We start from the raw sequence: 13,211 nt of genomic DNA on the forward strand, positions 1-13,211 counted from the left end.
TGTCTACCTGAAGGCCGACACACCTAAAATCTCGCGCCCCAGCAATAGCTTTTGTATCTGGGTGGTGCCCTCGGCCATGGTCAGGTGCCGCACGTCGCGGAAATACCGTTCCACTGGGAACTCCGAGGTGTAGCCGTAGCCTCCGTGCACTTGGATGGCCGTATTGCACACCTCGACCATGGCCTCGGTGGAATAGAGCTTTGCAAAGGATGCCTCCCGTCGGCAATCAACCCCACTGTCCAGCATCAAGGCGGCCCGCATGCCCAATAAGCGGGCGGTGTCCACCTTGAGGGCCATCTCCACGATCATTTCCTGCACTAGCTGGAAGCCGGCTATTGCCTTGCCGAACTGGACCCGCTCTTGGGCGTAGCGTATGGAGGCTTCCAGGGCCGCCTGCCCCAGTCCCACCACCGCGAATGTGACGTTGACCCTGCCCTCGTTGAGCCCGCTCAGGGCTATGCGCTGGCCCTCGCCTTCCTGGCCCAGACGGTTGGCCGCCGGCACTCGGCAGTCCACAAAGGCCAGCTCGGAAAGAGACGAGCAGTGCATGCCCATTTTGCGGATGTTGCGGGCCTCGAAAGGCGACTCGTTCTTGTGCACCAAAAAACCGGTGATCGCCTTGCGGCCGTCGGGCTGCTTCACCTGGGCGTAAACCAGCACCAGGTCGGCCAGGCCGCCTCCGGTGATCAGGGTTTTGGTACCGTTGATGACGTAATAATCGCCGTCGCGTTCGGCCTTGGTCTCCAAAGAACCGGTGTCAGAGCCCACGTTGGGTTCTGTGAGTGCGAAGCAGGCCAGTTCGTCCATGGCCAAGAGGGGAGGTAGAAACTTTTCGCGCTGCTCCGGGCTGCCCATGCGGCCTAGCAGCTTGGTCACAAGGGCAGAGGATGTGACCATGGTGCGTAGTGAGGCCCAGGTGCGGCTCAGTTCCTCCACCATGAGGCAGTAGCTGAGAAAGTCCAGGCCAAGTCCGCCATGCTCCTCCGCCACAAGACCGCTGGCGTAGCCGTAGGGCTCCAGCATTTTGATGATGTCTTTGGTTATCAGCTTGCTCTGGCTCTCATACTCCTCCACAAGGGGTGAGATCTCCTTGGCCAGAAACTTGCGCACACTGTCTACGATGATTCGCTGCTCTTCGTTCAGTTCTATTTCCATGTCGCGACAACCTCGCACTATGGTGAAGTCCTCACCAATGGGACTAAATAATCATTTGCTCCCGTAATGAATCTATTTCCTTGCTGGTAAGGCCCCGCTCCTGGAGCCACTTCCCGGTATCGCGTCCCACTGCCAAGCCCTGGATTTCTCCAGACCCCCGCCGGCCCATGCCTGGCACCGGGAAGCGGGGAAAAACTTCCGTGCCGCTTTCTTCCTGCTTTGGCCCGAAAAAACCGCGCTCAATCAGTTGGGGGTCGCTGGTCCACTGGTCCAGGTCGTGCACTGGGGCCACTGGCACGTCGGCGTCGCTGAGCAGCCTTAGCCACTCCTCGCGGTCCTTTCCTTGGAAGACCTGCTCAAGAAGAGGTATGAGCCGCGCCGCCTGTTGGTTGCGGGCCAACCATCCTTGCAGTTCTGGGTCTTCCGCTAGTTCATCCAGGCCAGCCGCCCGGCAGAAGTTTTGCCAAAAATGGTCTTCCACGATGCCCAGGGTCAGGTACTTGCCATCGCGGGCCTGGAATACCCCATATGGTCCCCTGGCCATGAACACTTCCTTGGGGGGGTTCCCACGGTGCAGGAACTCCATGTAGCGAGGCATGACCAGCATGCCTGTGCTCTCGCTCATGGACACATCCAGGAACCTGGCTCCGGGGTCGCTCGCGCGGCCCAACAAGGCTGCCAGAATGGCGTTGGCCGCGAACAGCGAGCCCGCCAGGTCGGAATACTGGGGACCCGAGGGGAATTCGGGACGGCCGGAGTTCGGGTTGCCGGATATACTCAGCACCCCGGCGATTCCCATGTAGTTGAGGTCGTGGCCAGGCCAAGAGGCATAGGGACCGTCCTGGCCGTAGCCGGACAGGGAGCAGTAGATGATGGAAGGATTGGCCTGACTCACCGGGTCGAAGTCCACTCCGAGCCTGGCGGCCACCCCCGGGCGGAAGCCTTCTAAGAGCACGTCGCAGGTCGCGGCCAAATCCAAAAACAGCTCCCTGCCACGGGGATTTTTCAGATCCAGGCTGATTAGGTCTTTTTGGGCGTTCAGGTACTCGAAGGTTTTTGGGGACATTCGGCGCATGGAATCCCCCCCTTGGGGGGACTCCACCTTGAGTACTTGGGCCCCCAGGGAGGCCAGGAGCATGGTGCAGTAGGGACCGGGCAGCAGGGCGCTGAGATCTAGAATCTTGATGCCTCTCAGGGGTCTGTAATCCTGCATGAAGCTGTTCCCCCGGCCGCGTGGCCTAAGAACCGGCCTCGGCCCTCAGGGAGGCCGTGAACTGGTAGATGCCCTCCTGGTCGAACTGAGACTGGCTCAGGAACCGGGCCAGCACAGCCTCGATGTGCTCGCGCACCTCTTTCTCTGCTTCCTCGGGTGCCCTGTCGCGCAAGGCCCGCAATATGCGCCGGTGTTCATCTATGGAAGATGGAATGATGCTGCTGTTGGCGTAGTACTGGGTGGTTAACCACAGCCAGAGGATGGACTTGACGATGGAGCTGATGGCGCGCTTGAGGGCCCGGTTGTCGGCCACCTGCAAGAAAGAGCGGTGAAAGGCGAAGTTGAGCTCGGCGCACTTGTGATAGTTGCCCGCCTGGAACTCCCGCTCAATCTCTTGGTTGATCTGCTCCATCCCCGCGATCTTTTCCGGGGTGATGTTGGCCACGGCCAGGCGGGCGGCCAAGCTCTCCAGGGCGGCCAGCACCGGGATGTTGTCAGTGAGATCCTCCCGGGTCAGGTTGCGCACGTACTTTTTCTTATAGGCGTCCACCACCACCAGTCCGTCGGCCTCCAAAAGGCGGATAGCTTCGCGGATGGGAGCCCGGCTGACCCCGAAGTCAGCTTGCAGCTCCTGCTCGACCAGACGCGTGCCGGGGCTCAACTCGCCCTTGGCGATGGCACGCGAGATGCTAGCGCATATCTGATCAACCATGGATTTTGGCTTGGCAAACTCAGGCACTTGGCCTCCTTTTCTTAATTGCTCCGGTGCTAGATCTAGAGTGTGGACTCAATCTATTATAGTTGTCGACAATAAGTCAAGAATAATTTACTCTATTATTGATGGTAGGCCGCCTCTTGATTTCTGAACGGGCCTGAATGTCTCAAACGCCATAAATATTTAACAAAATACCTGTGTGCTACCCCAAAATATGGCAAGAGAGACCCTGGCGGGCAAAGCGAGAAACAGTACAAATAACCGGAGCTGAGCAAATGCGAGCCAACCGTCTGACTGAGATTCTGGGAACCCGCTACCCCCTACTGCTCGGGCCCATGCGGCGCATCACCCTCGGCGAGATGACCGCCCAGGTCTCTAACTGTGGCGCTTTTGGCCAGATAGCTACCGGATTGCTGCCCCTGGCCAGGGTGCGTGAAGAAATAGGCCTGGCCCAGTCCCTAACCCGGAAGCCCTTTGGGGTCAACTTGCCTCTGGTGCGCAAACAAGCCATGGATTATTTGGGAGCGGCCATGGACCTGGGGGTCCAGGTGGTGACCACCAGCGCGGGCAAGCCCGATGCGGTGGTGGCCCGGGCTAAGACCGCAGGAATGAAGATCCTGCACAAGGTCTCCTCGGTCAGCCAGGGATTAAGGGCCCAGGAGGCAGGCGTGGACGCGGTTATTGCCATGGGCTATGAAGCGGGCGGGCACGTGGGCAGGGAGATGACCACCACTCTCTGCCTGGTGCCGCAGTTGGTAGACGCCTTGGAGATTCCGGTGGTGGCGGCCGGCGGGGTGGGCGACCACCGCGGCTTTTTGGCGGCCCTGGCCTTGGGGGCGGAGGGGGTGGAGATGGGAACCAGGTTCCTGGCCACCCGGCAGTGCCCCATCCCTTCATTTTACAAAGACGCCCTCTTGGAGGCCGGGGACGAAAGCACCTTGTTGCTGGGCAAGAAGGCCATGCCGGTCAGGGTGCTTCGAAACCAGAAAGCATTGGGCATTCAAAACACCGACAGGGAACAAGAGGACGCGGGAGTGCGGCGGGAGAACGACACCCTGTCTTATGTCGACTCCAACAGTGATGCCCAGGAGGCATTGATGATGTCGGGCCAAGTCGCCGGGCTTCTCCGAGAGGTGGAGGACATACAAACGGTGGTGGAACAAATAGTGAATCAAGCGTGCCATCTCGCCCATGTGCTAAGCGGCGTTTGGGCGCCCGAATGAGCTAACCCAGGTTTTATTGGAGGAAGGGTCAGGATTTAAGAGTGACCCATTGAAGGGGGTATTGACCTTAAGGGGAGTTAAGACAATGGAAAGGATGCTAAGAAGGTGAACTGCAGGCCCGCCCGGGGTGAGTTCAACTTACAAATGCTTCCTTATACTAACCCGATCCAGCCGATGTAATGGGCGAGGACTATCCCTCGGAGACCTTCAGGGTGCTCAAAAATAATAAGATGAGGGAATTTGGCGAATACCGCACCCATCACCTAGTTCTGGAGGCCTGGGGCCGACTGTTATAGGGTCAGCACCCAGACCAAATTTGGCCGACACCATCGGTCTCACGGCGCCGTTTGCCTTCAAGAATTGCATCAAATTAGATGGACAGGGTGATGTGGGGGTAGCAATCACTGCGGCAATTCTAGACGGGAAAACTGCCGGTGAGTAGGAAGCGCCATCCTTTGGCTTTGAGCCCCACGTCGTCCTGGAGGTATGAAACGGGGTGAACCAATATCTATCCAGTTCATCACCGGCATAATTAATAAGGCGACAAGCCGTATTTTGACTCGGCAAAGGACCAGGTTACCCCCTCGTAACGCCGGGCCTTCTTTCGCAGTGACCTATAGGTCCGTCGGTGCATCCCCTTGGGTCGGGGTGGAAAAGGAGCCGTGGTGTCCGTACTGCCGCCCAGGCTCGAGCGAATCTTCTGCGCCTGGCTCAGGGCTCGGAACATGGGGCTCTCTCGTTGGCTTTCGTAGCTCAGCCCCCAGCAACGCCGGCAGAGGAAGAGATCTCCCCCGGGGGGAAGATGAAGTTTGGCCGCCCTGCGTCCGCACCTTGGGCAAGTGAACCACCAACGTACTCCGCCAAAATGGGGGTGGCTGGTATCGAACCAAACTGATTCGTCGGTGCGCCCATCTTTAACCCTGCCGCGGTGTGTGTAGGTGAGACGTAGGCGCACATCGTTAGGGCCATTATTTAAGATTTCATAGCTCACGGCGCCTACTTTCTCACCTGTCCCGCGCTGTGTCCAGACTAGTGTCCCGGCGCGGTGGCCGACCCCCACTAGCCCATCGCGCACCAGCTTGTTCACGTCCAGGGTCAGGCAGTCCTCCACGGTAATTCCGCCGCCTCCCAAAATACGACCTGAGCCTAGGCCACCCAACATCCACCACCTTTTTTATTATCGAAATAAATTGGCAAATAGCCCCCAGATATCATGAGTGCGGCTCCCATGGCTGTGCTGGCTGAATCGCCCTAGGCCACATGGTCCTTGGCCTCAATATTGGTCCTCGTTTGGATTCACCCCACCGATGCCGTTTGCCAATAGAGTGGTAATTTAGATTCTCTATCATTCATGATAACCCTCATGCCAGATTTTATCTTTTCTCTATGATTGCCGTTTTAATTACGTTGAACCAATTCGTTACAGCCGGTGTATATCCTAATATCAACTATCATTAATGAGAACCCACTTTCCTGCCTGAGTTTGCTAAAACTATCATTGTTGATAGTTATGGGTTATCAAGAATGATAGCATTTTTTATTTTGCCATCCGACTCTGCACGTCATGTCCAGGGCGCAAAACACGCTCCAACGTTTTAAACTCAAAATCCGGCTGGCCATAGTTGCGCCACCGATCAGAGAGGGCGTAACGAGAATAATCTCTCCCGTAGGCTCCACCTCGGTGTTCGGGGTCTAGGAAGCCGAGCTCGACCAGCAGCTTAAGGATACGATGGAATTGTGCCGTGCTGATGCCAAATTCTTTGGCTTCGGCATATGAAAAACTTAAGCCTTCTTTTTGATAAATCGTCCGTGTCTTTCCTCCTCTAATTTTTATTTTTTCCCAAGTACACTTTTGTATGAATCGGAGCAGAGCCCACATAGCTTTGGAACTTAGCGACCGAAAGGCTGCCGATTCGAACATATCAGCTTCAATCCAAATCTTACGCTTAAGCTTGTGTAAACCTCCCCCGATTAGTGCCAGTCAACAGTAGAAACTTCAGGTGAATTTATAGCGAGGTATTCGGCTGGTGTCAGGTTGCCGAGGGACTCATGAGGGCGTTCCTCGTTGTACTCCTTGAGCCAGCGATCCGTGATTTCCCGCACCTCGCTTAGACGGGAAAATATGTAAAGGTCCAGCACCTCTTCCCGATAGGTCCGGTTGAAGCGTTCAATGTATGAATTCTGGGTGGGCTTGCCGGGCTGAGTGAAACCCAAATCGATACTATGCTCCTCGGCCCATTGGGCCATAGCTACACTGACCAGCTCCGGGCCGTTGTCCAGCCTCAGCCTGGACGGGTAGCCCCGCCAGGCAGCGATACGCTCCAGCACTCGGATTATCCTTTGGGCGGGGAGATTGACGTCCACCTCTATGGCCAGGGCCTCTCGATTGAAATCATCCACCACATTAAAGGTCCTGAATCGCTGGCCGCCATACAGGGCATCGCTCATGAAGTCCACCGACCAGCAGATATTGGCCAGATCCGGCACTGCAAGCGGCTGGGGATCACGAGTAGGCAGGCGCTTCTTACCCTTCCTGCGAAGGTTTAGCTTCAGGGCGCAGTACACTCGGTACACCCGCTTGTGATTCCAGCCATGTCCATCCCGCCGAATTACTTGAAACAGTTTGGCAAAGCCGTATCTGGGATATTTGTCTGCCAGCGAAGTCAGCGCCTCGATGATCGGACCATCGTCGCGGGGCTTGGGTCGGTAGGCATAAACCGACCGGCTCAGCCTCAGGGCGCGGCAGGCCCGGCGAATGCTCAGACCGTGCTCTTTGCACATGAACTTAGCCAGATCGCGCCGACCCGCTGGCCTTATATTTTTCTTTCGATGACGTCCTTCAGAGCCCGATTCTCAAGGCTCAAGTCGGCGTACATCTGCTTTAGACGCCTGTTTTCTTCTTCAAGCTCCTTGAGCCGGACGATGTCCGAGGCCTCCATGCCCCCGTACTTGGACTTCCATTTGTAGTAGGTGGCGCTGCTGACACCGTATTCCCGGCAGACCTCCTTGGCGGTCCTGCCCCCTTCCACCTCTTTCAGAATTTTGACGATCTGAGTTTCGCTGAATCTGGTCCTGCGCATCGTGAAGAGTCCTCCTTGCAGACCTCAGTCTGCCAGAAGTCTCTACCTCAAACTGGCCCTATTTTAAGGGAGGGTTACATTTGGACCGCCATTTACACCAGGCACATCTGCTGGTGCTTGCTCATGGCGTTCCAGGTGTCCTTGTTGATCAGAAGCTCGAACAACGAGGCCTGCTGGTGCCAGCCGGGGTAGTAGTTGTATTTGACCACCTTGTAGAAGCCCAGGCGCTTGTCGATGGCGGGCATGGAGAACTCGGTGGCGTCCAGGGCCTTTTTCTCCAGGGCGGGGAATATCTCGCCGCCGGGCAGCAGGCTGGTGGAGACGCCCATCTTTTGCATGACCTTGCCGCCGAAGCCGAAGAAGCGCATCCTCAGGCCCTTGAGGTCCTCGGGGCTGTTGATCTCCTTGTTGAACCAGCCGGAGGTCTCGGGGGCGATGACCCCGCAGAGCAGGACATGGACGTTGTAGCCGTTCATATCGTACATCTCCTGCCAGAACTTGAGGCCGTTGCCGTAGTACATCCAGGCCAGGTACTCGCTGGCGTCGGGGCCGAAGGGGATGGCCGAGAAGATGGGGGCCGCGTTGATCTTGCCGGCCCAGTAGGCGGACATGGAATAGCCGGCGTTGACCTTGCCCTTGGACACCGCTTCCAGAATCTCGAAAGGCGCCACCAGCTTCTTGGGCTCGTAGACCTTCATCTTGATGGCCCCGTCGCTCAGGGTGCCGATGCGCTCGGAAACCCACTTGATGGTGGAGCCCAGACCGGGCAGTTCGGTGGAAAAGGTGACCGGCACCTTGAGTAGGACCGGTTTTTCTTTGGCCGATACCAGGCCCGGAGCGGCCGCCACCAGGCAAAGGGCCATCGCCAGGATCAAAAGTTTGGCTGCTTTACGCATGCCTACCTCCCTTCATAACGTTGCCTTTCAGGTCACTTGCCGCCCGGTCGCGCCCCCCGGGGGGACCACCAACCACGGCGCGGGCGGGTTTATATGAACGAGACGCCCCTTGATGGGCGCATCGGTTTCGGCCTGGGCAGGCGGCCTCTTGGTTACCCTGATAATTGGTAAGACCAATTTAGAAGTACGCAATTTGCAGCTACAATGTCAACCCAAAATTTAAAATCAATTTTATAATATGTTGTTAAACCGCGAAATATTAGTATGATCGGATAATAAGGTAATATGGTATTTAGGATAAGATATAATACCAATGAGGGTAACCGCGGTTAGGAAGGCCTCGTCCGGCGGCAAAGCAGGGCATGGGGCGAGGCGAGACAACGTAAAATCCCGTACATCCGGGCCGCTCATCAGGCTCTGCCGGGCCGAGGCGCTGGAAATCGAGGATATTTACGAGAGAGGCGGGTTAGTGTAAGGTATTACCAATTTTGGCGTAGCCCCTATCGCCGGGAGCCATGATGAGCCGCTTCAAGCCGGTGCAGCCCAAAAAAATCTCCGACCAGGTCTTCGAGCAATTGCGCGACATGATTTTTCGCGGTCAGCTCAAGCCGTTGGACCAACTGCCTCCCGAGCGGGAGTTGGCTCAGCAGATGGGGGTGAGCCGGCCCACGGTGCGCAACGCAGTTAGCCGCCTGGTCAGCCTGGGCCTGGTCGATCAGCGGCAAGGCCAGGGCACCTTTGTGGCCAACCACCACGAGGGCGGGGCGCGCAACCCCCTGGGCCTGATGATCGAAGGCCAGTCCCTGAGCCTCACGGAGCTACTGGAAGTGCGCCTGGGCCTGGAGTGCAACTCCGCCGTGCTGGCCGCCCGCCGGGCCAACGAGGAAGACATCGTCCTGTTGGAGCGCAGCCTGGCCCAGATGTCGGAGCACATCAAGAAGGGGGGGCTGGGCAGTTCGGAAGACGTCTACTTCCACATGCGCATCGCCTACGCCACCAAGAACCAGCTGCAAGTGCAGTTGATGAAGAACTTCTACGACTACATGGCCGTGGGCATCCGCGAGAACCTGCAGATTCTCTATCAGGACGTGGTCAACATAGACCTGGTGCATTTGCAGCACGAAAAGGTGCTGGCGGCCATCAAGGCCCACGACACCCACGCCGCCTTCGATTACATGCGCTCGCACATCAACTTTGTGATCGATTACTTCGAGAACCTGAAAGAAGACTGAGCCGCCCGGGCCGTGGCCAACCAAAGGCAGCCTGGGAACACGGGTTGCGCCTTATTAGAATTAAACCAATTAACACCCCATATATAAATGCTAATCCGTCGGCCGCATGATCGAATTAGGCCAGGCGCAGCAAATTGCACGCCGTTAGATTAGGCTGTTACGAGGCTCTCGGCCGATCACGAGATTGGCCGGGAGCCTCTGTTATTTAGGCGAGCACGGACATCGCGCGAAAGGGGGGCGCGCATCGCGGGAGCCAACCCGGCTCCCCCCAGGCTTGATCAACATATCAGCCCGCAAAAGCCAATCCTGAAAATTGGCAGGTACCGGCTAGAATCAAAAATTGATCTCAAAAGGTTGGCCGTCATGGCCATCCGCGGCGATGAAATCTACGCCTGGCCAGACCCGAACCGGAGACAGGCGCACTCCGTGGGTGGCGGAGAGCCCCTTGGAGTAATTGTACTTTAGGACCAGGCGGCCCTTTCCGGCAGGTGTTACTTTAAGGCGATTGAATTCCTCTACCACCCCGCCTTGTCCCGTCGCAAAAAAGCCGGGCTTGAGTGCCGTTTCATATATGGCGAACTTTTCGTCGATAACCTGCCTCAGCCTTAGATAAGGCAGGCCGGAAAGAAAGCGGTCCCAACTTTTTTGGCCCAAGTAGTTGACCACTTGCCCGACGTTGTAAAGCTCGATCAGTTCGCGGAAATCATCTTTTGACGGCGGGCTCAAGCAAAGATTAGCCGGCAGGTTGACTTCCAGCTTCCTTTGCAGGGTGCAAATATAGAAGTCGGCGATCATGGGCCTGTTGGACAGCATCTGCAGGTAGGCGGCCGAGCCGTGATACTGCTTTTGGGTGTTGCCGACCAAAAGCACGCGTCCTGCCGGCGCCTCTTGACGGCCGATCCAGCCGGCCAGGGCCAGAGAACTCCACGGTGCCACGCTGGGCATGCGGCTGCCTACCCTGATGTCAAAAAACAAGCCGGTGGCCACAATTTGCAGGGCCAGCACCGGTATTAATCCCGATACAAGGGCGCGCCTGGCCCATGCCTTGGGCTGGGCTGTCCACAAACGCTCCCAGAAGAGGGCGGCGGGCAGGATCAACAGCGTGGCGACGTATTGATGCAACCTGATGAGTTGATAATTGGGAAGCATGTTGTCCAATAAAATTATGACCAGCAATACCAACGCCAAAAACACTAGGAGGTCACGCCTCCGGCCGGGCTGCAACAGGGGCAAGCCAATTGCGCCCAAGACCAAAATCAACGGATTGACCTCGCTTAGCAGAACCTCGAAAGGATGCAGAAATTGTGCCCAAAGAGACTGCGTCCAGGGCTGCATGGTATGGCCGGTAAAGTCCCCCACCGGGAAATTTTGCAAAAAACTGATAAGCCATACGGCATTGACCCCGGCGATCAAGGCTATGGTCGCGCCCACCTTGACTAGGCGCCGAGGTTGCATATCCCGCCAGTGCAGCAAAATGATGACCGCCGCGGGGACACCGGCGGCAAAAACAAAAGGCAGCCACATCAGCGCCAGGGAGAAAAAAACCACCAGAAGCGAGATGTGCCGCCATTGGGGCGCGGGGTCTTGCAAAAGCCGCCAAAACAGGATCAGGGCCGGCAGGGTCAGGCCGGCCGACAAAAGACCGCCGGTTGCCCCCTCCGCCATCCAAAAGGCCCAATTGGTCGAAGGCATCAAGGAAAGCAGAGCCCCGAATAGTGCGCCGCCTCGCCCGATACCCGCCCACCTCAACCCGAAAAACACGGCCCACGGCAGGATCAGGGCAAAGATTATGGGCGTGGAAAAGGTGTAGGCCTGGAGTAGGGGGAGAAACCAGACCAAGGGACGCCCCAGCATATAAAGGGCGGTTATGCCGCTGCGTATGGGCTCCCATTCTACGGCGCCGGCATTCCAGAACGGGTTGTAGTTGACGGCCAGCAGACGCGCGTCGTCACACAAGTAATAGCCGTAGATGAAACTGCCGTTGTCCTCTGAAACCAGGGGCGATTGAAGCCCCAGCTTTTGCACCCACAAGATAATCATGGCTGCCTGAAGCAGGAAAAAAGCCGCCATGAAAAAATTGAATGTTCCCGCGGCCCAATTTATTTTGCTGCGCGCCGATAACCACGCTATCAGGTAACTGAGGCAGGCCCCCGCCAGCATTCCGGCTAGCCATGGCCACGGTTGGTTGCCTAAATCCTGCCACCTGACGTTAAAGATAAACCTTGAAAAATAATGGGACGCTCCGCTGATCCCCACTAGATCGTCGATTACGATCCACCAAAGCAGCGGCAACGCAAGCAATGACCACTTCCAAGCGCCCGATTGTGGCTCAGGCCGGGACGGGCGAGATCGTTGGCCCAGCAAAAAAAGCCAGCCGGAAAGCAAGCCTGCCCAAAGCCAGGGAAGACAGGATTGATATTGGAGCAGCGCCCCGACCGCCCGGGTGGCGAATGCGCTATCAGGGGAGACGACCAAGGCGGCAGCGGGCACGGGAGACCAGGGGGCCGGGCCGATTTTCCAGAACAAAACCAGCGGGCCATAAGCAGGCTTTATTCTGCCGGGGTTCTTGCCGTCGCCCGCCAATGGGGGAACGTAAGTAAGTTGGAATTTTTCGCTCTGACCAGGATCAAGAACAAGGCTGTGGTGGTCGAGCCATGCCTCGTCTATGGCGTAGATTCCAAGGGCAGGCCAACAAAAGGCCGGTTGACCCGCCTCCTGGTGCAATTTGATTCCCTTGGCCGCTCGGGCCGGGAAGAACGCGTCCGCCACCGTGGGCCTGTTGCTGGGTATCCGCCACTCTCCCAACTCTTGGCTTCGGTCGCCATCCAACAGGAGGGCGGCCCGCAAGCTGCCGCTGCCCTCCCTGCAACCGGAGGGTATGGAATCAAACACCAGACCCGCAACATTCAGGGGACGGCCAAAGCTGAGGGTTGTCTCTCCCCGGCCGGGTTCGTTGCGGGCGCTTACCTGCCAATCGGCGGGCCAGGGGGTTTCCCCGAGTCCGATGTAATCCAGGGTGCGGCCCTGGATGCGCAGTCGGCCCTGGCCCAGGCTGGCCACAGCCAGGCGAATCTGCCTGTTCGGCGGGAAATGTAAGGTCCCCTGCAAACGCAGGGACAAATTGCCGCCAGTGATCTGAAATGGAAAGGGGCGGGTCGAATCAAAATTAATGGCGAGCGCCTTGGTTCTCATCACAGGGGGGCCAGCAGCGGAGCGCCCCAAAAAGGCATCGACCGCCACGCCAAAATGACGCGGCAAGAAATAAGACGTTCCAGTCAGACCCAGCAAAACGAGGGAAATAAAAAATAGTACTGAACTATGTTTCAGGCGGATAGCTTTGCTGGCCAATGCCTATGCCTAAAAAATTGAAAGGTAGTTTTTCAGCTTTGCGCGGTTCGACAAGCCGCTATGCGGACAATCCACTCTAACTCTTTGCAATGTACATATCAAATCATAAGGTTACAGTTGTTCTTCCAGGCGTCCCTTCTATGGATTGGTCGACGTTCCTGCTGTGCCAGCTGCCTATGCCGAGAGGGGAGGGCCCAATACGTCGACGATTGTCGGCCCGAGGTGTCCAACCAGGAAGGGGACAGGCTTGCGGCTCAGGCGTCCATAAGGCGCCGGGAGGCACCCGGCGGAACTCCGGCCGCCGTGGGCGCGTGGAGGGCGATCGCATGTGGATTGAGAGACCGGGAAA

8 protein-coding genes and 1 pseudogene are annotated in these 13,211 nt (G+C 57.4%); 2 read left to right on the forward strand and 7 right to left on the reverse strand.

Annotated elements, in window-relative coordinates; genetic code table 11:
* Positions 1-3 precede the first annotated feature (3 nt).
* From AACH32_RS07375 to AACH32_RS07385, 3 genes are read right to left on the reverse strand one after another with little or no spacing between them, the layout of a single operon-like run.
* Positions 4-1,155, reverse strand: coding sequence for an acyl-CoA dehydrogenase family protein (locus AACH32_RS07375; RefSeq protein ID WP_338606139.1), 1,152 nt, complete (start codon positions 1,153-1,155; stop codon positions 4-6).
* A 43-nt stretch (positions 1,156-1,198) separates the two neighbouring features.
* On the reverse strand, positions 1,199-2,368 hold the full coding sequence (locus AACH32_RS07380; protein ID WP_338606140.1) for a CaiB/BaiF CoA transferase family protein: 1,170 nt from the start codon (positions 2,366-2,368) through the stop codon (positions 1,199-1,201).
* Between the two features lie 25 nt (positions 2,369-2,393).
* Positions 2,394-3,107 (reverse strand): GntR family transcriptional regulator, encoded by a 714-nt coding sequence (locus AACH32_RS07385; RefSeq protein WP_338606141.1) that lies wholly within the window; start codon positions 3,105-3,107, stop codon positions 2,394-2,396.
* Between the two features lie 251 nt (positions 3,108-3,358).
* On the opposite strand from AACH32_RS07385, the gene AACH32_RS07390 reads away from it, so the two are divergent.
* Positions 3,359-4,306 carry an NAD(P)H-dependent flavin oxidoreductase gene (locus AACH32_RS07390; protein ID WP_338606142.1) on the forward strand — a complete coding sequence of 316 codons (948 nt, stop codon included), beginning with the start codon at positions 3,359-3,361 and terminating at the stop codon, positions 4,304-4,306.
* A gap of 1,537 nt (positions 4,307-5,843) precedes the next feature.
* On the opposite strand, the gene AACH32_RS07395 is transcribed toward AACH32_RS07390, so the two are convergent.
* The 3 genes and pseudogenes from AACH32_RS07395 to AACH32_RS07405 all read right to left on the reverse strand — a co-directional run.
* Positions 5,844-6,227 (reverse strand): hypothetical protein, encoded by a 384-nt coding sequence (locus AACH32_RS07395; RefSeq protein ID WP_338606143.1) that lies wholly within the window; start codon positions 6,225-6,227, stop codon positions 5,844-5,846.
* 50 nt (positions 6,228-6,277) lie between these two features.
* A protein-coding gene (locus AACH32_RS07400; protein ID WP_338598789.1) for an IS3 family transposase occupies positions 6,278-7,386 on the reverse strand; the annotation gives its coding sequence in 2 pieces (ribosomal slippage) (positions 6,278-7,134 and positions 7,134-7,386; 1,110 coding nt in all).
* A 107-nt stretch (positions 7,387-7,493) separates the two neighbouring features.
* A pseudogene (locus tag AACH32_RS07405) lies at positions 7,494-8,249 on the reverse strand (TRAP transporter substrate-binding protein); the annotation flags it as partial.
* 551 nt (positions 8,250-8,800) lie between these two features.
* Here AACH32_RS07405 and AACH32_RS07410 point away from each other — a divergent pair.
* Positions 8,801-9,514, forward strand: coding sequence for a FadR/GntR family transcriptional regulator (locus AACH32_RS07410; protein ID WP_338606145.1), 714 nt, complete (start codon positions 8,801-8,803; stop codon positions 9,512-9,514).
* A gap of 333 nt (positions 9,515-9,847) precedes the next feature.
* Here AACH32_RS07410 and AACH32_RS07415 read toward each other — a convergent pair whose 3' ends face one another.
* Positions 9,848-12,862: a hypothetical protein gene (locus tag AACH32_RS07415; protein WP_338606146.1), complete on the reverse strand. Its 3,015-nt coding sequence runs from the start codon at positions 12,860-12,862 to the stop codon at positions 9,848-9,850.
* Positions 12,863-13,211: the final 349 nt, after the last annotated feature.

Origin of the sequence: Desulfoferula mesophila (assembly GCF_037076455.1) — a bacterium.
Taxonomy (GTDB): domain Bacteria; phylum Desulfobacterota; class Desulfarculia; order Desulfarculales; family Desulfarculaceae; genus Desulfoferula; species Desulfoferula mesophila.